The sequence below is a fragment of the Hartmannibacter diazotrophicus genome (assembly GCF_900231165.1).
Classification (GTDB): Bacteria; Pseudomonadota; Alphaproteobacteria; order Rhizobiales; family Pleomorphomonadaceae; genus Hartmannibacter; species Hartmannibacter diazotrophicus.
On record NZ_LT960614.1, the window covers coordinates 1,602,190 to 1,625,929 of the forward strand.

The window sequence follows — 23,740 nt, forward strand, 5'->3', positions numbered from 1 at the left end:
GCGGACTCCAAAAAAAGAAACCGGGCGCTGGGGCCCGGTTTCCGAAACGTCCGACGATGTCGAAGACGCGCTTACTTGAACTGCTCCAGGTAGGCGATCACGTCTTCGATGTCCTGTTCCTTCTTGAGGCCAGCAAACGCCATCTTGGTTCCCTTGGCGAAGTCTTTCGGGCTTTCAAGCCAGGCCTTCAGATTGTCTTCGGTCCAAGTCTCACCGGCCTCGCCCTTTTCCTTCAGAGCCTTCGAGAAGGCGAAGTCTTCAGGATGCGTGCCGATCTTCGAGCCGACGATGCCGTTCAGCGCGGGGCCGACTTTGTTCTTCGCGCCGTCACCGACCGCATGGCAGGCCTGGCACTTTTTGAAAACCTTTTCGCCCTTGGCGGCGTCGCCGGCGGCTTGAGCGCCGACAGCCGAGAGCGAGAGTGCGGCAATCGCAAGAACCAGTGTCTTCTTCATCATGCTTTCCTTGTCGTTCCCAGGCCGGTTCCGCGCCGGCCGCGTGTTTCTAATCGTTCCAGTTCGCCGTCGCAACAAGACGAAGGCACGATCAACCGTGGATCCTGCACGTTCCGTCTGAACGGCGCCTGAACAGCGCAATGTCCGCCCATCTTCAAAGTCTTCCCCTCCGCCAACGGATCGATTGGCAAAGGGTGTCCACGCGGAGGTCGACCCCGGCGAAGAAGCGGCCAACTTGCCCGGATTTTTCCGGACGAATGCGTCGAGACCATATCGCGCTCACCGATCAACGCAATTCCTTCTCTTGAAGAATTGCAGAGTGGAGCGATGGTCGCCTTGACTGGATTGTGGGGCAAAGCATTGATCTAAATCAAAAAACGACGCTTTCGCCGGGAAATTGGACAAAACGTCCCGCATCGGCTGCGGCAATGAGTCCGAAGCGGCGAATTGTCGAATCCGGTCTTGGCGCGAGGGCAAAAGCTGCTTATGTCGTCGGCAAGAGTCGAGTTCAAGTCGGAGAAAGCCATGGCCGAGATCAGCAAGGACGATGTTCTGTCGCATTTGAAGACCGTCGCGGGACCCGATGGCAGCGGCGATATCGTGTCGCTGGGAATGGTGTCCGACATCTTCATCACCGGCGGCAAGGTGATGTTTTCCTTGACCGTGCCGGCCGAACGCGCCCGCGAGCTTGAGCCGCTGAGGGAAAAGGCCGAGGCCGTCGTGCGCGCCATCCCGAGCGTGGAAAAGGCAACCGTGATGCTGACCGCCGAGCGCAAGCCGGGCGCCGCATCGAGTGCGCCGCCTCCGCGTCCTGCACCGGCCGGCGGCAACGGCCATTCCCATCGCGCGCCGGCTGCCCAGCAAAAGCCGGCCGTTCCGGGCGTCAAGCATATCGTCGCGGTTGCCTCCGGCAAGGGTGGCGTCGGCAAGTCGACGACGGCGGTCAACCTCGCCATGGGGCTCAAGTCGCTCGGCCTTTCGGTCGGCATTCTCGATGCCGACGTCTACGGACCCTCGCTGCCGCGTCTTCTCGGCCTGTCCGGCAAGCCCGAACTCGTTGGCGAGCGGATGATGAAGCCGAAGGAGGCCTTTGGCCTGAAGGCGATGTCGATCGGCTTCCTCGTCGACGAGGACACGCCGATGATCTGGCGCGGGCCGATGGTCATGTCCGCGCTCAGCCAGCTCCTGCGCGAGGTGGCCTGGGGCAATCTCGACATCCTCATCGTCGACATGCCGCCCGGTACGGGCGACGCGCAGCTCACCATGGCCCAGCAGGTGCCGCTCAGCGGTTCGGTGATCGTCTCGACACCGCAGGATCTGGCGCTGCTCGATGCCAAGAAGGGCATCGCCATGTTCCGCAAGGTGGAAGTGCCGATCCTCGGCATCATCGAGAACATGAGCTATTTCATCTGCCCGGACTGCGGCGGCCGCCACGACATCTTCGGCCACGGCGGTGCGCGCAAGGAAGCCGAGCGCCTCGGCGCGCCCTTCCTCGGTGAGGTTCCGCTGCATATCTCCATCCGGGAGAATTCCGACGCCGGCCGCCCGGTCGCCGTCGCCGAACCGGCGGGACCGCATGCGAAGATCTTTTCGCAGATCGCCACGAAGGTCTGGGAAGAACTGGAAAATCCGGCCGAGTCCGGCCGCCGCGCCGCGCCCAGCATCGTCATCGAATAGGTGGCGGTTTTGCCAGAGCGGGTCCTCGATTCATCGATGGGCATGCTCCGCCCGGCGCTGCGGCGCCTGGAGGCATTCTTGCAGGTCGTTTGCGTCGCTGGTTGCCATGTTGGGGGACAGCTGGCGCCGGCTCAATCGACGACCCTCCGAGGATGCGGCAAATGAAGCTTACGATCCACCACACCACGCGCTATCGCTACAATCGGCCGGTGCAGCTCCTGCCGCATCGCATGCTGTTGTTGCCGCGCGGCAGCCACAACGTCGTCGTCCTGGCTTCCACGCTCGCCTGTTCCCCGACGGCACAGCTCGACTGGGTGCAGGATGTCTTCGGCAACCTGATTGCAGTCGCCACCTTCAGCGAGCCGACGAGCGAACTGGTCATCACCAGCACGGTTGCCGTCGATCAGTTGGCCGATGCCTGGCCGGTGTTCCAGATCGCCCCGGAAGCGCAGACGTTCCCTTTTGATTTTTCGCCAGACGATGTGATCGACCTTGGCGCCTTGCGCGTTCCCGAACATGGCGACCCTGCGGGGCAGCTGCATGATTGGGCGCGCGGCTTCGTGCGTGGCCGTTCGACGGATACGCTTTCGCTGCTCAAGGACATCAACGCAGGCATGCTGAGCGCCGTCGCCTACCGCGCCCGCGACGAGGAGGGGACGCAGGACCCTTTGCAGACACTGCAGCTTGCGAGCGGCTCCTGCCGGGATATCGCGGCACTGCTCATTGAAGCCGTTCGCCATCTCGGCTTCGGCGCGCGGGCTGTATCGGGTTACGTGTTCGATCCGGATATGCCGGCCAGCAATCACGGCTCGACCCATGCCTGGGCGGAGATCTATCTGCCGCGCGCTGGATGGATCGCGTTTGACCCGACCAACCGGCGGTTCGGAGGCGCAGGCCTGATCCCGGTTGCGGTCGCCCGCAACAACCAGCAGATCATGCCGGTCGCCGGAGGCTACCTCGGCGCGCCTGATGACTTTTCTGCCATGGATGTCCGCGTCACGGTTTCGCCCACAGAGGAGGGGTGATGCGCCTCCGGGAATGTTGGCGTAGCCGACCCTCGATCCACGTCAGGGGCAATGAGCGGCTGGCCGGCAAATCAATCTCGCCACGGCAAATTGTTTTTTCCTGAGAAGACCCGAATGTCGGCGGATCAAAAATAAAAACTCCGCAAAACTTGAAATATTTGAAGTCATAACTAAATATTATGGTAGACTTCAAAACTAATAGGCGGAAATTCGTCTCGCGAAGCCGCCTTTGCGCTGTTTCTCATAAATACGAAATCGTCATTTGAGATGGCGGACTCGGTGTCGATGCACCGAGGATTTGGCCTGTGCCAATGCAAGGCGTGTCGTGGAGCCTTCCCAAATCCACGCTGGTCTGACGTCATCGAACGGCAGGGGAAGCCCCTACCATGAGCACTCGAACGACTGAGACAACGATCACGTTCAAGCATCCTTTTGTTCTGACCGCGGACCTGATGGCGCATCCAGCCGGAACCTATCGTCTCGTGATCGACGAGGAAGAAATTCTGGGGCTGACGTTCCTGGCGTATCGGCGCGCGGCCACGATGTTGCACATTCCGGCCATCAACGTGCAGGGACTGTCCCGGCAGGTATTGCTGCTGGAATCCGATGAACTCGAAGCTGCCCTTGAGGCCGACGGTCACGCTCTGGCGACTTGAGGCCGGAACCGGCAGGGAAATGACAGGAGTACCGGCGATGCAATACCTTGGTGGATTTTCCGGAACGGGATGCCTGATATCCAGCGGCAAGGACATCGCGCGGGTATCCTATGATTTCGACAGCTTTTTCCAGGTGAATGTTGGCATCATCAGCAATGGAGAAATCCATCTGCAGGAGAGCGATGTCGGACAGGTTTTCGGTGCCAAGAATATTGGGCTCATGACCGATGACGGCCGCCGACTGGAACTGACCGTCTCCGACAAGACGCAAGGCGTGACCGGTTGCCTGGCGCATGTGGATGTCGTTGGACCGTTGCCTCCGGTTTCCGAAAACTGGGTCCTCCCGCAAGCGCATGGGCGCTCAAAGCAGCCCGCGCGCGAGGGAAAGAGGGAAAGTGCGGCCCGCAAGTCGGGCGCCAGTGGCCAGGGAGCCATATGATCATCGATTTTACTGACTTGCTGTTTCAAATCACAGCAAACGTCTCCGTGCATTGCCGGAAACAACTGAAAAAGTCAGGCGAAAATCAAGAATAACGCCAATCGAAAAATTGGCTACTGAACTGGATAAGAAAAGAAAATGAAGAACCCTTACAATATCGGTGACGGTGTAAGCCTGTCAGCTCCACGGTCCGTCGTTGATGGCGGTGGCGTCTACAAGATCGTTCAACGTTCCGACCTGGAAAGCAGCGATCCGAGTTACGTCATCCAGAGCGAGACCCATCACCGTCTGCGCCGCGAGTTTCACAGCCGCCTGAAGCGCGTTCCGGACAAGACCGGCGACGTCAGCATCTGGAACTGACGGCGTCACTCATCCGAACTGTCATCGAGAGGCAGCCGATATGCCTCTCTGTTCAGTCCACCCCCGCGCGGATGACCGACAGGATCATCGGCGCATGACTTTCGAGGTTCTGCCATGGCATTGAATTTCATAAATCCCAGCCGGAGCTTCGACGCCTCCGGTAAGCGGATCGGGTTCGTCGGCCATGACGGCATGTTCGAGATCCCGTTCTATGTGTCGGCCGAACTTTTTCCGAAGGCAGGGTGTGAGAGCGATTATCTCGCGGCCTTCGATGCAGGCATCGACGTGATCCACGAGGCGGCCCGCAAGGTCTATGTGTTCGGAAGTCAGGAAGTTTATGTCCTGAACAGGAAGAACTGCAGGTCTCTCAATTGAACGGTCGATGATCGGCCCGGTGCCGATCAATCGTTCGATTGGGAAGATTCTACTTGGAGGCTCTGCATCTGACGTTTTGCGGAGACCTGTCGACATGCCGCGGATATCCGCAGCATGAATTCAAATCAGGAGGCCGTCATGGCCAAGGGTCAAAATCGGGGCAATCGGGAAGTGCGCAAGCCCAAGGCAGTCAAGCCAGTCGTCTCGGCGGCCGAGAAAAACGCAACGGGACAGAGCTTTGTCGCAACCATCAATGCGCAGAAAAAGAAGAAGTGACCGTCGGACGGGGCACGCTTGGTTCCTGGTAACATGAGCCAGGCGCGATCTGTCGAACGTCCTCTGGCCAGAACCACAATCAAATCATTGTCCGCCCCGTTGAGATCCTTGGGATCCGCGGGGCGAACCTGTTTGGTGCCGGAACGTCCATGCGAGATTTGCCGGCTGTCGGCATGAAGAACCAACGGTTGGCCGGTCAGGGCCGATGCGACCCCGGCGCTGGCTTCCAAGCGATCCGCATTCCGGCTGCTGCCGAATGCCGAGGCTTGCCACCGCCTGGCGCGTCGATCGAAGGGGAGGCGCCCTAGCCGTCGTTGGACGAGTTGAGTTGATCCGGGCGCAAACCCACATCGGCGACGCCCGCCGGCTGCAGGAAGCGCACGCCCGATCCAAGCTGGTCGGAATCGATGAAAGCAACGCCGGCCGATTCGAGCGTCGAGCGCAGGCTGGCCATGATCTCCGTGCCGGGATAATCGCCCGTTGCCTCAAAGGCCGAGATCTGAGTGATCTCGACACGCGAGCGAGAAGCCAGATCTTCGACGCTCCAGTTCAAGAGCCCGCGAGCGGCTCTCATTTGGGGTGCGCTGATAGCCATGGTTATCGCTCCCTTCGCCCATGCAGCATTCATTGTCTTACCATTAACATATTGTGCCAGCTCAAGGGTCTGGCAAGCCTTTCCTGAACTGTTCCACGATGAAGAGTCGGCAACGACCGACAGCGTTCCGACGAAAAGTGCGGAAGCATTGCTGCGTTGCAGTAGAATGGATGTCGTCAGCGGCGGCCGCCCGTCGCTGAACCGGTCCGAAAACGGCAAGGCGAAGGTTCGACACGATGCAAAAGCCATCGAAGCAGGATTTCCCTGTCGGCAAGGCGCGGCGCTATCTGGAGCCGGGGCCGGTCGTGCTGGTCTCGTCGAAATGGCAGGGACAGGCCAATATCATGACCTGCGGCTGGCATACGGTGCTGGAATTCTCGCCCTCGCTTGTCGGCCTGATGATTTCCGCCGGCAACCACAGCTTCCGGATGATCCGCCAGAGCCGGGAATGCGTCATCAACCTGCCGACGACGGCCCTGACGGACACGGTGGTCGGCATCGGCAACACGACCGGCGCCGAAATCGACAAATTTTCCGAATTCGGACTGACCGCGGAACCGGCGTTGAAGGTGGACGCACCCCTTATCGGCGAGTGCCACGCGAATTTCGAGTGCCGCCTGCGCGAGGACGCGCTTGTCGACAGCTACAACTTCTTCATCTTCGAGATCGTGCAGGCGCACGTCGCCGAGACGCCAGAGCATCCCGAAACGCTGCACTATACCGGCGACGGCATCTTCATGGTCTCCGGCCGGATCATCGACCGGAGGGCGCTTTTCAAGCCGTGGATGCTGTAGTGGCCTGACCCAGCCGATATCGCCTAGTCGCCGGTCGGCCGCGATTGCCCCCAAAGACGGCGATAGACAAGACTATTTCTTCGCCGCCTGGGCCTTCCGTGCGTCGCTGATCGCCTGCAGCAGGCCCGTGCGGTCGAGGGTGCCCCAGAAGATGAAGCGCTCGACCACGAGACCCGGCGTTCCGGGGAAGTTGAACGCGGTGGCCTGCTGGTCGTTGCGGGAAAGCAGGGCCTCGATCGCGGTCTTGTTGGCCTTCAGGTCCTTGCGCGCCCTGTCGACATCGATCCCCGCGTCGCCGAGAATGCGGTCGACGGCGTCATCGGTCAGCTTGCCCTTCTCGGCCATCAGCGCGTCGTTGGCCTTGCCGTAGGCGTCCTGATAGCTGGCGGCGACGGCCATGCGCGCGGCATATTCCGAGGCCGGACCGAAGATCGGCCAGTCCTTCATGACGAGGCGGACATTGCCGTCCGTCTTCACGACGTCCATCAGGTCGGGGTGCATCTTCTTGCAGTAGGGGCACTGGTAGTCGAAGAATTCGACGATCGTCACGTCGCCCTCAGGATTGCCGAGCACCGGCGCCGCAGGATCGAAGAAAACCGCCTCTTGCGACAGGGTCACGTTGCCCGCGTCCTGGGCGAGGGCGGCGACAGGCACGGCGACGGCTGCGACAAGAGCCGCAAGCGCGGCGACGATCATTCTCATATTCGGCTTTCCTAAAGCGTGTTCCGAAAAGTGGTCTCCGGTTTTCGGTCAACAACATGCGGCGAAACAGAAGCTTGAAGCATGTCGCATGAATCCGATTGAGTACGACGTGCTTTGGTGGACATAGCCGAGCCTTAAGGCATCCGCTGGCCATCTGCCACTCACATTTCAGTCATCGCTAATGAAAGAGGGCAGGAGCGGCGTTGCGCCGTCCGGTCAGGTAGCATTGGCTCACGCGCCGGCGAGGATCGCGCAGACGGAATCGCCGGTGTGCCTGAGATGCAGCCGCCAGATGGCTGCGGCCGCCGCAGCGTCGCGGTCTCGCAGCGCCGTCATCAACTGCTCGTGCTCGTCCATCGCCTCGGCCCAGCGCTCCGGGTCGACGATCGCCATATAGCGGCCGCGCGTTGCCCGGACGATCAGCTTGCCGTGGGTGGCGATCAGCGCCTCGTTGCCGGAAAGGCGCATGATCCGGTCGTGGATGCGGCTGTTGATGTCGAAATAGGGCTCCTTGTCGCCGCTCTCGTAGTGGCCGCGCATGCGCTCGTGCATTTCTTCCAGTGCGTCCAGATCCGCCTTCGAAAGGCGGGTCGTGGCGATTTCGGCCGCAAGGCTTTCGAGGCTCGCGATCACCTGGAAGAGGTCCGCCGCCTCCCGCGCCGTATAGGGCAGGACGCGGGCTCCGCGGTTGGGCAGGAGTTCGACGAGTTGTTCCTCGGCCAGAACCTTCAGCGCCTCGCGCATCGGCGTCTGGGAGACGCCGAAATCGGCGGCAAGCTCCGTCACGGGAACGCGCGCGCCGGGTGTCAGTTCGCCCTTGATGATCATCTCGCGCAGGTGCTCGGCGACCGGGTCGTAGAGCGAGCGCCGGTTGATCGCGAGCCCGGAGGCCTTCTTCGTGGCAATGTCGATCATGGGCCTGACGGCCTCGCTTTCCTGCTTGTCAACTGACGCGGCGGATGATGTCCGCCAGCGCCTCGCCCGTCAGGCGCACATGGTCCAGCATCAGGCGTCCGGCGCGCTCCGCATCGCCCGCCTGCACCGCCTCGTTGAAGGCCGCGTGCTCCTGCATCGACTCGTCCCAGCGCTCTTCGGACAAAAGAGTGGCATGGCGGTCGTGGCGCGCCTTCTTGGTGAGGTTCGCATGCAGCGCGATGAGTTCGGGACTTTTCGATTCCGCGACGATTGTCGCGTGGATCTTCTGGTTGGCCTGGAAATAGGCACGACGGTCGTGAGCGGCGTGCGCGGCGACCATCTTGTCATGGAGGCGCTGTAGCTCGGCGCGCATGTTGTCCTTCATGCCGGCGACCGCGCATTCGGCGGCATGTCGTTCCAGCGCGGCGATCACTTCGAAGAGATCGCGGATCTCGGCCGGGCTGAATCGGCGGACACGGGCACCCCGGCCGGGCAAGAGTTCCAGCAGCCCCTCGGAGGCCAGCAGCTTGATCGCTTCGCGCAGCGGCGTGCGCGAGACATTCAGCGCCTCGGCGATCGCCAGTTCGTTGAGGCGCTCGCCGGGATCGAAATCGCCCTTCAGCACCATCTGGCGCAGGCGGTCGACGACCTGCTCGTGCAGGGCCTCGCGGCGGAAGGCACGGCTGCGGGCAGGGGCCGTTCCCTCGGCATCGATGTCACCTGCGTCCGCGTCCATTGATGTCTCCCAATCCGGGCCGTCGGCCCTTTCTATCCAATCGACGATTCAAGTGCCATTGCCAAGCAGATGCACGTCAATGGCCGACAACTCCAAACACCATCCACGCCGTGCCGGACGGGTCTTTCGACCGGGCTAACTTCGGCGCTCAAGAGCATCTGTTCGATAGCAATCCATCTCCGAATCGAGGTCGTGAGCTGACGTCATTCTAACCGCTTTCGTGCCCAAAGCGAATGCATTCGATGAATGATAAGGCATTCTAGATTATTGATATATAATGCAATATACAAAAATATATAATAAAATCAATAGATAAATATATGGCATATGGTTTGCGAGGGGAGGTGTGAAGCTTGCCGAGCAGGCTCAAGAGTTCCAAGACGGAGAGACGCCATGATGAAGCCCCTCGCGACCTTCCTGTGTGAAGGCCGTTCTGCCCGCCTCGGCGCCGTTGCCGCGGTGTCCCTGATTGCCCTTGCCGCCGGGCTTGCGCCCGCGAGCGCCCAGCCGCCGAAGGATGTGCTGGTCGAGGTCGGTGAGCACGGCCCCAACTCGCTCGACCCGATGACGCCGGCCGCCAGCGAATACAGCCAGATGGTTGCCTGGCAGATCTACGACCGTCTCGTCACCCACGGCTTCAAGACGCTGCCCGACGGCAAGATGATCTACGACTACGAGAACATCCAGCCGGAGCTCGCCACGAGCTGGGAAATCTCCGACGACAAGAAGACCCTGATCTTCCACCTGCGTGAGGATGCGACCTTCCACGACGGCACGCCGGTGACGGCCGAGGACGTCAAGTGGTCCTTCGACCGCGCGATCGCGGCGGGCGGCTTCCCGGCAATCCAGATGGCCGCCGGCTCCTTCACCGATCCCGATCAGTTCTCGGTCGTCGACAAATACACCTTCAAGATCACGCTGCCCGAGCCGAACAAGCTCGCCCTGCCGGATCTGGCCGTGCCGGTGCCGAACATCGTCAACAAGACGCTGGCCCTGAAGCATGCCACGACCGACGACCCGTGGGCGCTGGAGTGGACGCGCGATCACGACGCCGGCGGCGGCCCATTCGAGGTGACGAGCTGGAAGGCGGGCGACCAGATCGTCTTCGACCGCTTCGACGACTGGAAGTCCGGCGACAAGCCCGCGCTGAAGAAAGTGGTCTATCGTCAGATCGCGTCGCCCGGCACGCGCCGCGCGCTTCTGGAGAAGGGCGACGTCGACATCTCGATCGGCCTGCCGCCGAAGGACTACGCGGAGCTCGCCGAGGGCGGCAAGGTCAACGTCGTCGGCACCCTGATGCAGAACGAGACGTTCCACGTCGACATGAACGTCACGATGGCGCCCTTCGACAACAAGCTGGTGCGCGAGGCCGTCGCCTATGCGCTGCCCTATGACGCCATCATGTCCCAGGCGCTTTACCACCGCGCCGAGCCGCTCTATGGCGCCGATCCGGAAGTGCCCTATGCGCCGAAGTGGCCGGTCGCCTCGCCCTACAACACCGACCTCGACAAGGCCAAGGCCCTGCTCAAGGAAGCGGGTCTGGAGAAGGGCTTCAAGACCGACCTCTATTACGACATGAGCCAGGCGACGGTGCAGGAGCCGATGGCGCTTCTCATTCAGGAGCAGCTGAAGAAGATCGGCATCGAGGTCACGCTCAACAAGGTGCCGGGCTCCGACTGGTTCGCCAAGATGGGATCGAAGTCCATGCCCATGGACATCAACTACTTCTACGGCTGGCTCGACTATCCGGAATATTTCTTCTTCTGGACCTATGACGGCAAGAACAACTCCGTCTTCAACACCTCCAACTACGTCAACCCGGAACTCGATGACCTCATCGCCAAGGCTCGCTTCGAGTCCGACAAGACGAAGTATGACGCCATCATCTCCAAGATGAACGAGATCGTGATGACCGACGTGCCGCGTGCGCCCGTCGCCCATCTCTTCTCCGATGTCGCCATGCAGAAGAACGTGAAGGGCTACCGCTACTGGTTCCACACCCACGTCGACTACCGCTACATCTCCAAGGAGTGATGCGCACAGTCCGCGTCCTGACTTCATCGTCCGGGACGCTTGCGAAAGTCCCTCTCCCCGCATTGGGGGAGGGGCACTTGAGATCGGCTTTGAACAACGTTGCTTGAACTGCGGGCATGGTCCGCGAAGGCGGACCATCCACGAAAGCAAAGTGTTTCGACGCCCGGCGCATACCGACTGTCCAGCCTGCAAGAGCAGGCAACGACAATCCTCTTGCATGTCGACGTGGATGGTCCGCCTTCGCGGACCATGACGAACACGGCGGATCTGGACCGAACGGGAAATCCGATGAAGACCCTTCTCGTCATAGGACGGCGGATCGTCTCCGCCCTGCCGAGCATCGTGGGCGTGGTGATTGTCACCTTCCTGCTTGCCCGCGCCTTGCCCGGCGATCCGGCCGCCTATTATGCCGGCTCCTCGGCGACGCCCGAGAGCATCGCCGACATTCGCTCCCGTCTCGGCCTCGACAAGCCGCTCGTCTTCCAGTTCGTGGACTATGTCGAGAAGATCGCGGAGGGAGATCTCGGCACGTCGCTGTCGAGCGGTCAGCCGGTTCTCAACGACCTTGCCACCCGGCTGCCGGCCTCCATGGAACTGACCACCGCCGCGCTGATCTTCGCGCTCGCCATCGGCTTGCCGCTGGGGCTGCTGGCAGCGGTGAAGCAGGGTTCGCTCGCCGACCATCTCTGCCGCATCATCGTCACGGTGGGGGCGGCCTTTCCGACCTTCTTCGTCGCGCTCGTGCTGGTCTTCATCTTCTATTACAAGCTCGACTGGGCGCCGCAGCCGCTCGGCCGCCTCGACGAAATCTATTTTTCCGCACCCGATCCGGTCACCGGCTTCTATCTCGTCGACACGCTGATCGCTGGCGACCTGGAGGCCTTCCGGGGCGCGCTGTCGCAGATCGTCCTGCCGGCCATCTCACTCGGCCTCTTCGCGCTGGCCCCGATTGCCCGGATCACGCGGGCCTCGATGCTGGCGGCGCTTTCGAGCGACTTTTGCCGCACCGCCCGCGCCATGGGCCTGTCGAAGCCGCGCATCCTGATCGGCTATGCGCTGCGCAACGCCATGCTGCCCATCGTTAACGTGCTCGGCATGGTCTTTTCCTTCCTCCTCGGTGCCAACGTGCTGGTGGAGCAGGTCTTCGCCTGGCCGGGGATCGGCGCCTATGCCGTCAACGCCGTGATCGCCTCCGACTATGCCGCCGTGCAGGGCTTCGTCCTCGTGATGGCGATCCTCTACGTCCTCCTCAACCTTGCCGTCGACCTCGTCGCGACGGCCATCGATCCGAGGGTCCGCTATGACGGTTGATGCCGCTCCGCCCGCCTCGCGCTGGCGCCGGGCCCTCAAGGATGTCCGCCACGCGCTGTTCGAAAACAAGGTGACGCTCTTTGCTGGCGTCCTCTTTCTCCTCTTTGTCGTGATCGGGATCATCGGCCCCTATGTGGCGCCCTATGATCCGCTGATGACGGACGCGACGGCCAGCCTCGTGCCGCCGTCCGCCGCCCATCCCTTCGGCACCGACGCGCTCGGACGGGACATTCTCTCGCGCGTGCTGGTCGCGACGGGCCTGGACCTCGGCATGGCCGCCGGTGCCGTGGCGCTCGCCTTCTTCGTCGGCACGATGCTCGGCTCGCTTGCCGGCATGATCGGCGGCTATGTCGATCTGGCCATCGAGCGGCTGATGGACACCATCATGGCCTTTCCGCTCTTCGTGCTCGCCATGGGCATCGTCGCGGCGCTGGGTAACAACGTCACCAACATCGTGCTGGCAACCGCGATCATCAATCTGCCCTTCTATGCGCGCTTCGCCCGGGCGGAGGTGAACGTGCGCAGAGAACTCGCCTTCGTCGAGGCGGCCCGCACCGGCGGCAACGGGCGCTGGCGCACGCTCTTCGTCCACATCGTGCCGAACATCCTGCCGACCATGATGGTGCAGGCCTCGCTCAATCTCGGCTGGGCGATCCTCAACGCGGCCGGCCTCAGCTTCATCGGCCTCGGCGTTCGCCCGCCGACCCCGGAGTGGGGGATCATGGTGTCCGAGGGCGCCTCCTACATCTTCTCCGGCGAGTGGTGGACGTTTGTCTTCCCCGGCGCCGCCCTCGTCACCGCTGTCTTCTGCTTCAACCTCATCGGCGACGGGCTTCGCGACCTGGCCGACCCGAAAGGACGGACATGAGACCGCCACTCCTTTCCGTCGAGGGCCTGACCCTCGATTTCAAGACGCGCCACGGCCGCGTGAAGGCGCTGGAAGACGTCTCCTTCTCCGTCGGCAAGGGCGAGATTCTCGGCATCGTCGGCGAGAGCGGCTCCGGCAAGTCGGTGCTCTCCTACGCCGTCATGGGGCTGCTTGATGCCGCCGCCGATATCCGCTCGGGCACGATGACTTATGGCGGCATCGATCTCCTCGGCAGCGGCGTCGACAGCCTCAGGGGACGGGAGATCTCGATGATCTTCCAGAGCCCGCGCACGGCGCTAAACCCGATCAAGAAGGTCGGGCACCAGATCGAGGACGTGCTCGTCCGCCACGGTCCGGTGCCGCGCCGCGAGGCAAGGGCGAGGGCAATCGAGGCGCTGGCCCATGTCCGCATCCCGGACCCGGAACGCCGCTATCACGCCTATCCCTTCGAATTGTCGGGCGGCATGTGCCAGCGCGTCATGATCGCCATGGCGCTCGCCTGTTCGCCGGGATTGCTGATTGCCGACGAGCCGACGACCGGCCTCGATGTCACCACCCAGGCGATCGTCATGGACCTCATCCGCGCGCTCGTCGACGAGAGCGACATGGGCGCAATCGTCATCACCCATGACCTCTCGCTTGCCGGAGAATACTGCGACCGGGTTATGGTCATGCATGCGGGCCATGTGGTGGAGACGGCGCCGACCGGCCGGCTCTTTTCCGATCTCCGCCACCCCTACACAAAGCGGCTGTTCGCGGCGACGCCGAAGTCGGCCGAAAGCCTCGAAGACCTCGCGGCGATCCCCGGCAACCTGCCGGACCTTCGCGGAGAGCTCTTTCCCTGCCGCTTCCGCGACCGTTGCCCGAACCACAAGAGCGATTGCGACGTCGGTCCACTGCCGCTTCTTGATGTCGGCGCGGCGCATTCGGTCCGCTGCCATCACCCGGAGGAGGCCGCCCATGCTGCTTGAGGCCGAAAGGATCTCGAAGCTCTATCCCGTCCGCCATGGCCGGCGGGGCAGCCGTCTGCATGCGGTTGACGGCATCAGCCTTGCGATCGGCGAGGGCGAAAGTGTAGGCCTCGTAGGGGAATCGGGCTGCGGCAAGTCCACGCTCGCCCGGCTCGTCGCCCGCCTGACGACACCGACCGGCGGCAGGCTCGCCTTTGCCGGAACCGACATCGGCGCCATCCCCGAGCACCGCTTTGCCCGCTCGCCGGAGCGGGCGGCGATCCAGATCGTCTTTCAGGACCCGAATGAAAGCCTCAATCCGGCCTTCACGGTGCTTGCGGCGGTGATGGATCCCATCCGGCGTCTGCTTCCGGCAACCAGCGCCGCCCGTGCAGAGGAACTGGCCTTTGAGGCCCTCGACGATGTTGGCCTGCCAAGGGCGCTGGCGCACCGCTACCCGCACCAGCTTTCGGGCGGCCAGAAGGCGCGTGTCGGCATCGCCCGTGCAATCGTGGTTAGGCCCAAGCTCCTGATCCTCGACGAGCCGACCTCCGCGCTCGACGTCTCAGTGCAGTCGGTGATCCTGAAGCTTCTTGGCGACCTCAAGGACCGGCTCGGCATGAGCTATCTCTTCGTCAGCCACGACCTCAACGTCGTGAGGCTGATCTGCGACCGCATCGTCGTCATGTATCTCGGCAAGGTGGTCGAAAGCGGCCCGGCGGACGCGGTCTTCCGCAATCCGCAGCACCCCTACACCAAGGCGCTGATTGCCGCGATTCCGGACCCGGCCCGGCGCGGCGAGAAGATCCAGAGGCTGGAGGGAACGGCGTCGAGCCCCATCGATCCCGATCCGAACGCCTGCCGCTTTGCCGGCCGCTGCCCGGTCGAAGTGCCGCTCTGCACCCGGAAAATGCCCGAGCTTCTCCCGGCGGGAGAGGCGCATCTCGCCGCCTGCCATCTCATTGTCACACCCGGAATTGCCTCATGACCCGCCTTTTGCTGCTCAATCCCAATACGTCCGTCGATGTCACCGAGCGCATGCTGGCCGTGGCGCGCAAGGCGGCAGCACCCGACACGGAAATCATTCCCTTCACCGTGGCAAAAGGCGTTCCCTATATCGCGACCCGGGCCGAGGCCGTGATCGGCGGGGCGATGGTGCTGGAGGCGCTGGCGGAACTGTCCGGCACTTTCGATGCTGCGATCATCGCCGCCTTCGGCGATCCGGGTCTCGGCGGCGCGCGCGAACTGATGGATGTGCCCGTCGTCGGCCTTGCGGAAGCCGGGATGCTGACCGCTTGCATGCTCGGCCACCGATTTTCGATTGTCTCCTTCGCCACCGCGCTCGGACCCTGGTACCGCGAATGCGTCGCCGCCCACGGGCTTCTCGACCGGCTGGCGAGCATCCGGTTGCTGGACGGTTCCTTCCGTTCGATCGGTTCCGTGCCCGAGGAAAAGGCCGATCTTCTCGTCGATCTTGCCTGCAAGGCGGTGGAGGAAGACGGCGCCGACGTGATCGTGCTGGCCGGTGCGCCGCTCGCGGGCCTCGCCGGGACAGTCAAGACGCGCATTCCCGTACCGGTTATCGAGGGCACGGCGGCGGCGGTACGCCAGGCGGAACTTCTCGTCGGTCTTGGCGCCGGAAAGGCGAGGGCGGGGTCCTACCGTCGTCCGGCTCCGAAACCCTCCACCGGCCTGCCGCCCGCTCTGTCGCAGCTTCTGGCGGGCGGCGACGTGGCGACGGTGTGACATCAGTGATTTCCTATCCTCTCCCGTCGGCCCTGTTGTTTGTCGTCATTCCCGCGAAGGCGGGAACCCAGCCGTCGGCAGAGACGACACTTCTGGAGGATCGAGGTTTGAACGCTGCGCGTCGGAACCAGAAACAGATATTGCCCCTCGTCCCCGTGGAACGCTGGGTTCCCGCCTTCGCGGGAATGACGACAAACAACGGATGATGATGATCCGAGACAGAATCTCCGCCCTGCACCGGCAATGAGGACCAGGTATGCCCAATCTTCGAATGACCCTTCTTCGAGAAAATCCATGACCCCTTCCGACTATTCCAACCTCTCGGCAACGGACATCGTCGCGCTCGTCAAATCCGGCAAGGTCACCGCCGTAGACATGACAAAAGCCGCGCTTACCGCCGCCGAAAAACTCGAGCCCGAGATCCATGCCTTCGCCACGCTGGCGCCGGAAAGCGCGCTTGCCGAGGCTGCCGCCGTGGATGCGAGGATCGCGACCGGAGAGGGTCCCGGACCGCTGGCGGGCGTTCCCGTTGGCATCAAGGACCTCGTGATGACGAAGGGCATGCGGACGACCTTCGGGTCCGCGCTCTATGCCGATTTCATCCCCGAGGACGATGACATCGTCGTCGAGCGCCTGCGTGCGGCAGGCGCCGTCATTCTCGGCAAGACCAACGCCGCCGAATTCGGCTTCGGTGCGCACGGCTGCAACAGGCTCTTTCCCGTGACCCGCAATCCGTGGGATCTGGCGCGAACGCCCGGCGGCTCCAGCGCCGGATCGGGCGCGGCGCTTGCCGCCGGTGTCGTGCCGCTCGCGATCGGCAGCGACGGCGGCGGTTCGATCCGCATTCCTGCCGCCTTCTGCGGCCTTGCCGGCATCAAGGCGTCGATGGGCCGCGTGCCGGTCTGGCCGGGGTGCCGCGACGAAACGCTGCCTGGCGTCTCCGGCTGGGAATCGATCGAACACATCGGGCCGATGGCGCGCAACGTCACCGATATGGCGCTGATGCTCTCGGTGCTCGCCGGGCCCGATCCGCGCGACCGCTGGTCGCTGCCCGCCGGAGATGTCGACTACAACGCGGCCGTCGCAACGCCCCTGATGCCCGGCCTTCGCGTCACCTATTGGCCGCGCTGGCGTGACCAGCCCATCGACCCGCGCGTCGAGGCAATCGTCACCGAGGCGGTGGAGCGCTTTGCCGAGGTCTACGGTCTTGAACTTGCCGTCAGCGGGCCGCCGGAGATCGACCTGGAGGAAGCCTTCCAGCGGATCATCGCTTTGGAAACGGATCTCACCGGGATGCGCCGTATCGCGGCCGGGCGAGAAGCGGAGTTGACGCCTGCGGTGCAGGGCTTCCTCAAGACGAGCCTGCCGCTGGAAGCGGCGACGGACGCCATCACCGTCCGCAAGGCCTTCGCCAATGCCATGGCACGCGTCATGGCCGGCACGGACCTGATTCTGACCCCGACGCTGCCGCTGTTGCCCTTCGCGGCCGACAGGACGGGGCCGGAGGAAATCGCCGGCGTTCCGGTTGGCCCCGATGCCTGGTGCCCCTTCACCTCGCCCTTCAACCTCACCGGCCAGCCGGCGGCGAGCGTGCCCTGCGGGTATGTCGACGGTCGCTGGCCTGTCGGCCTCCAGATCGTCGGCCCGCATCTCGGCGACGGCATCGTCATCTCGGCCGCCGCCGCTTTCGAGCGCCTGTTCCAGCCCCAAATGAAGATGGCTCCCGTCCATGTCTGAAGCGTCTGTTTCCGCCCCCAGGGCAACCTCGTCGCGCCAGGTCCGCCTTGGCATGCTCACCCCGTCGTCCAACACCGTGCTGGAGCCGGTGACGGCTGCGATGCTGGCCGGCGTGCCCGACATCAGTGTTCATTTCGCCCGCTTCCGCGTCACCGCGATCGGCCTCGATGCGGCGGCCCTTGGCCAGTTCGACGACCGGCCGATGCTGGCGGCGGCCGAACTCCTCGCCGATGCCAAGGTCGACGCCATCACCTGGAACGGCACCAGCGCCGGCTGGCTCGGGTTGGACGCGGACCGAAGGCTCTGCGAGCGGATCACCGAGGTGACGGGCATTTCGGCCTCGACATCGGTCCTCTCGCTCTTCGATGTCCTGCGGGCGCGGGCCGAGACCCGCATCGGGCTGGTCACGCCCTATACCGACGACGTGCAGCAGGCGATCGTCGCCGGCTTTGCCCGCGAGGGTGTCGAGGTGATCGCCGAGCGCCATTTCGGCATCCGCGACAACTTCAGCTTTGGTGTCGTGACGCGCGAAACCATCGCCGAGGCTATCGAGGCGGTCGCCGCCGACGGGCCTCAGGCTATCTCGATCCTCTGCACCAACCTTATCGGTGCGCCGCTCGTTGCCGACCTGGAAGAGCGCCTCGACGTCTCGATCCACGACAGCATCGCGACCGCGCTCTATGGCGCGTTGGAGGCGGCCGGTCTGCCGCCATCCTGCATCAAGGGCTATGGGCGATTGTTCGAAGCCGGGACCAACGCCGGCATGCAAGGGCGTGCCTCGGCCTGAGTGGCGTCGATGCGCCATGATCGATTGAATGGAGACAATCGAATGAACGGAGAAAATGGTGCCGGCAGAGAGGATCGAACTCCCGACCTTCGGTTTACAAAACCGCTGCACTACCGCTGTGCTATGCCGGCCCGCGGGCAAGGCTTCAAAGCTGCCCGACGAATGCCCAACGCAATAGCCGCAGCCCCTGACGATTTCAAGCCCGCAGCGGTCTTTCCGGCCCGCCAGCGTTTCGCCGGGCGTCTGCCGCGCCTGTCAAATTTCGCACCGGCGTCATCGAGATGGCCGGCGCCGGGTGTCATGAACTCCGCAATCATCTGAAACGAAAGAGCTTTCTCTGTCAGTTAATTGTCATGTCCCCGTCGTAATTTGCCGAATCTTGACGGGGCGAACGACATGCAGACCAAAACGGATTCCCTTGCCGGGAGCGATATTTCCTACGCCAATCCCGACGATCCCTGGGCACGGCGAAAGATCATCCGCGTCATCGAGGCCATGAACGGCCGGCGCCCGCTGCTGAGGCTCTACGGCATCTGGCGCAACGAGACGCAGGCGGACGCCTCGCGCGCCTTTGCTCGCATGCTCGAACTCGTGGGCATCGATCTTGATGTCCGGGGGTGTTGGCCGCCTGCCATGTCTCCCGGGGCGCCATTGGTGATGATCGCCAACCATCCCTTCGGCATCGGCGATGGCGCGGCCATTCTGTCCCTTGCCGAGCAGCTAGGCCGCCCGTTCCGGGTCCTCATTCACGAGGACCTTCTCAAGATTCCAGAGATGGAGGCCTATTCGCTGCCGATTTCCTTTCGCGAGGACCGGCAGGCGGCGGCGGTCAATCTGGCAACGCGCAAGGAGGCGACACGGCTCGCCCGCGAAGGCGTCACGATCGTGATCTTTCCGGCAGGCGGCGTTGCGACCGCCGAACGCGTCTTCGGCCGTGCCGAGGACCTGACGTGGAAGATCTTCTGCGCCAAGCTGGTGCAGGACGTTGGCGCCGACGTGCTCCCCGTCTGGTTCGAGGGGCAGAACAGCCGGCTCTTCCACTGGGTCAGCCGCTTCTCGCTGACCTTGCGCCTTGCCATGCTCGTCGGCGAGTTCTGGAGAATGCGCGGCGGCGCGATCAGGGCGGTCGTCGGGCCGGTGCTGCCATGGTCCGAGCTTCAGACAATCCGCGACCGCAAGACGCTGCTGACGCGTCTGCAGCAGGCCGTCTTCTCGCTGGCGCCCCATCGTCGCGTGACGCTGCCGAACACGCTGTCCGAGCCGGATTTCAACACCGCCGCGACGGCTGGCGGCGACTGACGACGCTCTCGCGAGCGTCAGCCGATCGCCCGGCGCACGACATAAAGGGAGAGGGCGCAGGCGTTGGAGACGTTGAGGCTCTTGATCGGGCCTGGCATGTCGAGCCGGGCGAGCGTGTCGCAGATTTCGCGCGTGCGCTGGCGCAGCCCCTTGCCCTCGGCGCCAAGCACCAGAAGCACCGGCGCGCGAAGCTCCGTCTCCTCAAGGCTTTCCGGCCCCTCGCTGTCGAGGCCCACCACCTGGAAGCCTTCGGCCTTTGCGTCTTCCAGCGCATCGCCGAGGTTGCGCACCTCGATGATCGGCATCATGTCGAGCGCGCCCGAAGCGGACTTTGCCAGCACGCCCGATTCGGCCGGACTGTGGCGGGCCGTCGTCATCACCGCATCGACACCGAGCGCCGTCGCCGTGCGAAGAATCGCCCCGACATTGTGCGGATCGGTGATCTGGTCGAGCGCCAGCACCAGCCGCGCGTCGCCGAGATCGCGGGTTTTCAGCGCGGGCAGGGGCTCCACTTCCAGCGCCACGCCCTGATGCACCGCATCGGAGCCGAGCAGGCGGTCGAGCGCCGGCGGCGAGGCGTTTTCCGGCTCCAGCGGCAATCCGTCCGGGAACCGCTCCCTGAGACGGGCCTCGGCATTGAGGGTCGCAAGCAGCCGGATCGCCTTGCGGCGCGGGTTCTTGAGCGCCAGTTCCACGGTGTGCAGGCCGTAGAGATAGAGGACGTGCCCCGCCTCGCGCTCGCGCTTCTTGCGCTTCGGATAGGGGGAGGACGTCGCCGGGCGGCGTCTGGTGTGTGGCTTGGTATCGTTGGACATGGCGCTGCTTATATCGCCCGGGCCGCGCTGCCGCCAGCGCGAACGCACGGTTTCTCGGGGCAAAAATATGCCCGACGACATGCGGTCGCCCTGACGTTTTCCTCAGGTGCTGCCGCCCGATTTGAGCGCCTGATGGCGAAGTTGCGATCAACGCGAAAAGGGCGTTGACAGGCCGGATATGAGCCGCCATAAAGCGCCACGAAATTCGGCGGCCCGGCAGGGCGGTCGGATTTTGTTGACCATCCAGACGCTTGGTCGTCGCCGATGGGAAACTGGAGGGGTGCCCGAGTGGCTAAAGGGGACGGACTGTAAATCCGTTGGCTATGCCTACGTTGGTTCGAATCCAACCCCCTCCACCATCCTTGATCAGCGGCCGGCGTATGCGGGTGTAGCTCAATGGTAGAGCAGCAGCCTTCCAAGCTGAATACGAGGGTTCGATTCCCTTCACCCGCTCCATTTCTTCCCAAACGCCCGGTTTCTGATTTTTTGTCCGCTCTTGCTTCTCGGCAGGGGTGGAATATTTGTGTGGCGGCGCTATAAGGCGTCGCGATAGCGCCGGCTCTTGCTGACCGGACTTTGGAATGAAGTCCCGTTTGCAAGATCCGGCGATCGGTTTTTGAGACCACTGAAGAACAACAGGCAAAGACGAAAGAGCGACGTCAATGGCTAAGGAAAAATTCGAGCGGACGAAGCCGCACTGCAACATCGGGACGATCGGGCACGTTGACCACGGCAAGACGTCTCTGACGGCGGCGATCACGAAGGTGTTGGCGAAGGCTGGCGGCGCGACGTTCAAGGCGTATGACCAGATCGACGCGGCTCCGGAAGAGAAGGCGCGCGGCATCACGATCTCGACGGCGCATGTTGAGTACGAGACGGCCAACCGTCACTACGCTCACGTCGACTGCCCCGGCCACGCTGACTATGTGAAGAACATGATCACCGGCGCTGCGCAGATGGACGGCGCGATCCTGGTGGTTTCGGCTGCCGACGGCCCGATGCCGCAGACCCGCGAGCACATCCTGCTCGCCCGTCAGGTCGGCGTTCCGGCGATCGTGGTGTTCCTGAACAAGTGCGACATGGTCGACGACGAGGAGCTTCTTGAGCTCGTCGAGCTCGAGGTTCGCGAGCTGCTGTCGTCCTACGACTTCCCCGGCGACGACATTCCGATCGTCAAGGGTTCGGCCCTGGTGGCCCTGGAAGACGGCGACGCCAAGCTCGGCGAAGACGCGATCATGGAGCTGATGACCCAGGTCGACGCCTACATCCCGCAGCCGGAGCGTCCGGTCGACCAGCCCTTCCTGATGCCGATCGAGGACGTGTTCTCGATCTCGGGTCGCGGCACCGTGGTGACCGGCCGTGTCGAGCGCGGCATCGTCAAGGTGGGTGAGGAAGTCGAGATCGTCGGCATCCGTCCGACCGTCAAGACGACGATCACCGGCGTCGAGATGTTCCGCAAGCTGCTCGACTCGGGGCAGGCTGGCGACAACATCGGCGCGCTGCTTCGCGGCACCAAGCGCGAGGACGTCGAGCGCGGCCAGGTTCTTTGCAAGCCGGGTTCTGTGACCCCGCACACGAAGTTCAAGGCCGAGGCCTACATCCTGACGAAGGAAGAAGGCGGCCGTCATACGCCGTTCTTCACCAACTACCGCCCGCAGTTCTACTTCCGCACGACGGACGTGACGGGCATCGTGACGCTGCCGGAAGGTACGGAAATGGTGATGCCGGGCGACAACGTGGCGATGGAAGTCTCGCTGATCGTTCCGATCGCCATGGAAGAGAAGCTGCGCTTCGCGATCCGCGAGGGCGGCCGTACGGTGGGCGCCGGCGTCGTCGCATCCATCATCGAGTGATGACCGGTCGCTGATTGCGACGGTGTGAGAATCGGAAGGGGCGTGCGCAACGCCCCTTCTTTTGTCGGGAACGCGGTCTGTGCATGGCAGGCCTGCGGCCCGGCGCCGGGACCTCGGTTCGGCCGGTCAAGAATCCGCGAAGGAAGGTCTTGAATTCGGATCTGAATCTCAATAGAGACAGTCCCGCACGTGGTGCGCGGTACGGCCCTTGGCCGTTGTTAGGGGTATAGCTCAGTTGGTAGAGCGGCGGTCTCCAAAACCGCAGGTCGCAGGTTCGAGCCCTGCTGCCCCTGCCAAAAATTAAGTCCTGTCGGGGCTTGCATACGGCTATCGCGCGATATAAATAACGGCTTCTTTAGCACGGCGTGCGGATCGCGAATCCGCGCGCCGGACTGGCATGAGCAGATTGATGGCAAAATCCAATCCCTTCACGTTCCTGCAGCAGGTTCGCTCCGAGACCCTGAAAGTCTCTTGGCCGAGCCGGCGCGAGACCATGATCACCACGGTGACCGTGTTCGTGATGGCGATTGTCGCGGCCCTGTTCTTCTTGGCTGTGGACCAGATTCTGGCTGAGGCGGTTCGCCTTCTGCTCGCCATCGGCAGCTAATGGTCGTCTGAGAAGGTTCAGGGAAATCTGACATATGGCCAAGCGCTGGTACATCGTCCACGCCTATTCGAACTTCGAGAAGAAGGTCGCCGACGCGATTCGCGAGCAGGTGGCGCAGCGTGGGCTGGAAGACTATTTCGACCAGATCCTGGTTCCGACGGAAAAGGTGGTCGAGGTGCGCCGTGGCCGCAAGGTCGACGCCGAGCGCAAGTTCTTCCCCGGCTATGTGCTCGTGCACATGGAAATGACCGATGAGGCCTATCACCTCATCAAGAACACGCCGAAGGTGACGGGTTTCCTCGGCTCCGACAATCGTCCGGTGCCGATTCCCGATCGCGAGGCCATGCAGATCCTGCAGCAGGTCGAAGAGGGGGTCGACAGGCCGAAGCCGTCCATCTCCTTCGAGATCGGCGAGCAGGTGCGTGTCGCCGACGGTCCCTTCGCCTCCTTCAACGGTCTGGTGGAGGAGGTCGACGACGAGCGGGCCCGCCTCAAGGTGGCCGTGTCGATCTTCGGGCGGGCAACCCCCGTCGAACTGGAATTCGGTCAGGTCGAGAAGGTCTGATCGTTACCGAAATCCCGGGAAGGGCTCTGCTCTTCTTTGGGTGGGGCAGGGGCCGAGGCCCTTGCCGGCATCCGCCAGCATCATGTCTGGCGGTTCATCCGTGGGAGGTTGACGGACTGGCGCTTTCGCCGGCGTCTCCGTGACCCGACCACGACCTCTCGCC

General features: G+C 63.3%; 26 protein-coding genes and 4 tRNA genes. 23 read left to right on the forward strand and 7 right to left on the reverse strand.

What is annotated here, in order from left to right; translation table 11 throughout:
- Window positions 1-71: 71 nt before the first annotated feature.
- Window positions 72-689 (reverse strand): c-type cytochrome, encoded by a 618-nt coding sequence (locus HDIA_RS26025; RefSeq protein ID WP_342748119.1) that lies wholly within the window; start codon window positions 687-689, stop codon window positions 72-74.
- 291 nt (window positions 690-980) lie between these two features.
- Here HDIA_RS26025 and apbC point away from each other — a divergent pair, with 291 nt between their 5' ends.
- The 7 genes from apbC (at window position 981) to HDIA_RS25235 (ending at window position 5,263) form a co-directional block, all read left to right on the forward strand.
- Complete coding sequence (apbC, locus tag HDIA_RS07420) at window positions 981-2,132, forward strand: iron-sulfur cluster carrier protein ApbC (protein ID WP_099555593.1); 1,152 nt, start codon at window positions 981-983, stop codon at window positions 2,130-2,132.
- 161 nt (window positions 2,133-2,293) lie between these two features.
- On the forward strand, window positions 2,294-3,157 hold the full coding sequence (locus tag HDIA_RS07425) for a transglutaminase family protein (protein WP_099555594.1): 864 nt from the start codon (window positions 2,294-2,296) through the stop codon (window positions 3,155-3,157).
- 386 nt (window positions 3,158-3,543) lie between these two features.
- The gene (locus HDIA_RS07430) at window positions 3,544-3,813 is read left to right on the forward strand and encodes a hypothetical protein (protein WP_099555595.1); all 270 of its coding nucleotides are present in this window, start codon (window positions 3,544-3,546) and stop codon (window positions 3,811-3,813) included.
- Between the two features lie 37 nt (window positions 3,814-3,850).
- Window positions 3,851-4,252, forward strand: a complete 402-nt coding sequence (locus tag HDIA_RS07435) for a hypothetical protein (protein ID WP_099555596.1) — start codon at window positions 3,851-3,853, stop codon at window positions 4,250-4,252.
- Between the two features lie 138 nt (window positions 4,253-4,390).
- Window positions 4,391-4,612, forward strand: coding sequence for a hypothetical protein (locus HDIA_RS07440; protein WP_099555597.1), 222 nt, complete (start codon window positions 4,391-4,393; stop codon window positions 4,610-4,612).
- Between the two features lie 114 nt (window positions 4,613-4,726).
- Entirely contained in the window at window positions 4,727-4,987 is a 261-nt protein-coding gene (locus tag HDIA_RS07445) for a DUF1488 family protein (protein WP_099555598.1), read from the forward strand.
- A 138-nt stretch (window positions 4,988-5,125) separates the two neighbouring features.
- The gene (locus tag HDIA_RS25235) at window positions 5,126-5,263 is read left to right on the forward strand and encodes a hypothetical protein (RefSeq protein ID WP_157775414.1); all 138 of its coding nucleotides are present in this window, start codon (window positions 5,126-5,128) and stop codon (window positions 5,261-5,263) included.
- 304 nt (window positions 5,264-5,567) lie between these two features.
- Here the strand turns inward: HDIA_RS25235 and HDIA_RS25240 are convergent, their stop codons facing one another.
- Entirely contained in the window at window positions 5,568-6,107 is a 540-nt protein-coding gene (locus HDIA_RS25240; protein WP_157775416.1) for a helix-turn-helix domain-containing protein, read from the reverse strand.
- Here HDIA_RS25240 and HDIA_RS07455 point away from each other — a divergent pair.
- On the forward strand, window positions 6,095-6,652 hold the full coding sequence (locus tag HDIA_RS07455) for a flavin reductase family protein (RefSeq protein WP_099555600.1): 558 nt from the start codon (window positions 6,095-6,097) through the stop codon (window positions 6,650-6,652). The genes HDIA_RS25240 and HDIA_RS07455 overlap by 13 nt on opposite strands.
- 72 nt (window positions 6,653-6,724) lie before the next feature.
- Here HDIA_RS07455 and HDIA_RS07460 read toward each other — a convergent pair whose 3' ends face one another.
- The 3 genes from HDIA_RS07460 to HDIA_RS07470 all read right to left on the reverse strand — a co-directional run bounded on the left by HDIA_RS07460 (window position 6,725) and on the right by HDIA_RS07470 (window position 9,005).
- On the reverse strand, window positions 6,725-7,354 hold the full coding sequence (locus tag HDIA_RS07460; RefSeq protein ID WP_245884192.1) for a DsbA family protein: 630 nt from the start codon (window positions 7,352-7,354) through the stop codon (window positions 6,725-6,727).
- Between the two features lie 231 nt (window positions 7,355-7,585).
- Window positions 7,586-8,269 carry a GntR family transcriptional regulator gene (locus HDIA_RS07465; RefSeq protein WP_099555602.1) on the reverse strand — a complete coding sequence of 228 codons (684 nt, stop codon included), beginning with the start codon at window positions 8,267-8,269 and terminating at the stop codon, window positions 7,586-7,588.
- 28 nt (window positions 8,270-8,297) lie between these two features.
- Window positions 8,298-9,005 carry a GntR family transcriptional regulator gene (locus tag HDIA_RS07470; protein ID WP_099555603.1) on the reverse strand — a complete coding sequence of 236 codons (708 nt, stop codon included), beginning with the start codon at window positions 9,003-9,005 and terminating at the stop codon, window positions 8,298-8,300.
- 393 nt (window positions 9,006-9,398) lie between these two features.
- Here HDIA_RS07470 and HDIA_RS07475 point away from each other — a divergent pair, with 393 nt between their 5' ends.
- The 8 genes from HDIA_RS07475 to HDIA_RS07510 all read left to right on the forward strand — a co-directional run bounded on the left by HDIA_RS07475 (window position 9,399) and on the right by HDIA_RS07510 (window position 18,438).
- Entirely contained in the window at window positions 9,399-11,039 is a 1,641-nt protein-coding gene (locus HDIA_RS07475; RefSeq protein WP_245884193.1) for an ABC transporter substrate-binding protein, read from the forward strand.
- A gap of 288 nt (window positions 11,040-11,327) precedes the next feature.
- A complete protein-coding gene (locus tag HDIA_RS07480; RefSeq protein ID WP_099558761.1) occupies window positions 11,328-12,350 on the forward strand; it encodes an ABC transporter permease in 1,023 nt (340 codons plus the stop codon).
- Window positions 12,340-13,218 (forward strand): ABC transporter permease, encoded by an 879-nt coding sequence (locus tag HDIA_RS07485; RefSeq protein WP_099555604.1) that lies wholly within the window; start codon window positions 12,340-12,342, stop codon window positions 13,216-13,218. Before HDIA_RS07480 ends, HDIA_RS07485 begins: the two co-directional genes overlap by 11 nt.
- Window positions 13,215-14,189, forward strand: coding sequence for an ABC transporter ATP-binding protein (locus tag HDIA_RS25825; protein ID WP_099555605.1), 975 nt, complete (start codon window positions 13,215-13,217; stop codon window positions 14,187-14,189). The genes HDIA_RS07485 and HDIA_RS25825 overlap by 4 nt, the downstream gene beginning before the upstream one ends.
- Window positions 14,179-15,156, forward strand: a complete 978-nt coding sequence (locus tag HDIA_RS07495) for an oligopeptide/dipeptide ABC transporter ATP-binding protein (RefSeq protein WP_173796199.1) — start codon at window positions 14,179-14,181, stop codon at window positions 15,154-15,156. The genes HDIA_RS25825 and HDIA_RS07495 overlap by 11 nt, the downstream gene beginning before the upstream one ends.
- Complete coding sequence (locus HDIA_RS07500) at window positions 15,153-15,914, forward strand: aspartate/glutamate racemase family protein (protein ID WP_099555607.1); 762 nt, start codon at window positions 15,153-15,155, stop codon at window positions 15,912-15,914. The genes HDIA_RS07495 and HDIA_RS07500 overlap by 4 nt, the downstream gene beginning before the upstream one ends.
- Window positions 15,915-16,208: 294 nt before the next feature.
- The gene (locus tag HDIA_RS07505; protein WP_099555608.1) at window positions 16,209-17,651 is read left to right on the forward strand and encodes an amidase; all 1,443 of its coding nucleotides are present in this window, start codon (window positions 16,209-16,211) and stop codon (window positions 17,649-17,651) included.
- Window positions 17,644-18,438 carry a maleate cis-trans isomerase family protein gene (locus HDIA_RS07510; protein WP_245884194.1) on the forward strand — a complete coding sequence of 265 codons (795 nt, stop codon included), beginning with the start codon at window positions 17,644-17,646 and terminating at the stop codon, window positions 18,436-18,438. Before HDIA_RS07505 ends, HDIA_RS07510 begins: the two co-directional genes overlap by 8 nt.
- 56 nt (window positions 18,439-18,494) lie before the next feature.
- Here the strand turns inward: HDIA_RS07510 and HDIA_RS07515 are convergent.
- A tRNA-Thr gene (locus tag HDIA_RS07515) sits at window positions 18,495-18,569 on the reverse strand.
- Between the two features lie 265 nt (window positions 18,570-18,834).
- Here HDIA_RS07515 and HDIA_RS07520 point away from each other — a divergent pair.
- Complete coding sequence (locus HDIA_RS07520; RefSeq protein WP_099555609.1) at window positions 18,835-19,737, forward strand: lysophospholipid acyltransferase family protein; 903 nt, start codon at window positions 18,835-18,837, stop codon at window positions 19,735-19,737.
- A gap of 17 nt (window positions 19,738-19,754) precedes the next feature.
- Here the strand turns inward: HDIA_RS07520 and HDIA_RS07525 are convergent, their stop codons facing one another.
- Entirely contained in the window at window positions 19,755-20,552 is a 798-nt protein-coding gene (locus HDIA_RS07525; RefSeq protein WP_099555610.1) for a TrmH family RNA methyltransferase, read from the reverse strand.
- 274 nt (window positions 20,553-20,826) lie between these two features.
- On the opposite strand from HDIA_RS07525, the gene HDIA_RS07530 reads away from it, so the two are divergent.
- The 6 genes from HDIA_RS07530 to nusG all read left to right on the forward strand — a co-directional run bounded on the left by HDIA_RS07530 (window position 20,827) and on the right by nusG (window position 23,577).
- Window positions 20,827-20,911 (forward strand) — tRNA-Tyr (locus HDIA_RS07530).
- Between the two features lie 23 nt (window positions 20,912-20,934).
- Window positions 20,935-21,008: transfer RNA gene (locus HDIA_RS07535), tRNA-Gly, on the forward strand.
- Window positions 21,009-21,214: 206 nt separating this feature from the next.
- The gene (gene tuf, locus HDIA_RS07540; protein WP_099555611.1) at window positions 21,215-22,405 is read left to right on the forward strand and encodes an elongation factor Tu; all 1,191 of its coding nucleotides are present in this window, start codon (window positions 21,215-21,217) and stop codon (window positions 22,403-22,405) included.
- 220 nt (window positions 22,406-22,625) lie between these two features.
- Window positions 22,626-22,701 (forward strand) — tRNA-Trp (locus tag HDIA_RS07545).
- A 113-nt stretch (window positions 22,702-22,814) separates the two neighbouring features.
- Window positions 22,815-23,012, forward strand: coding sequence for a preprotein translocase subunit SecE (gene secE, locus HDIA_RS07550; RefSeq protein ID WP_099555612.1), 198 nt, complete (start codon window positions 22,815-22,817; stop codon window positions 23,010-23,012).
- Window positions 23,013-23,046: 34 nt separating this feature from the next.
- The gene (gene nusG / locus HDIA_RS07555; protein ID WP_099555613.1) at window positions 23,047-23,577 is read left to right on the forward strand and encodes a transcription termination/antitermination protein NusG; all 531 of its coding nucleotides are present in this window, start codon (window positions 23,047-23,049) and stop codon (window positions 23,575-23,577) included.
- The last annotated feature ends 163 nt before the right edge of the window (window positions 23,578-23,740 follow it).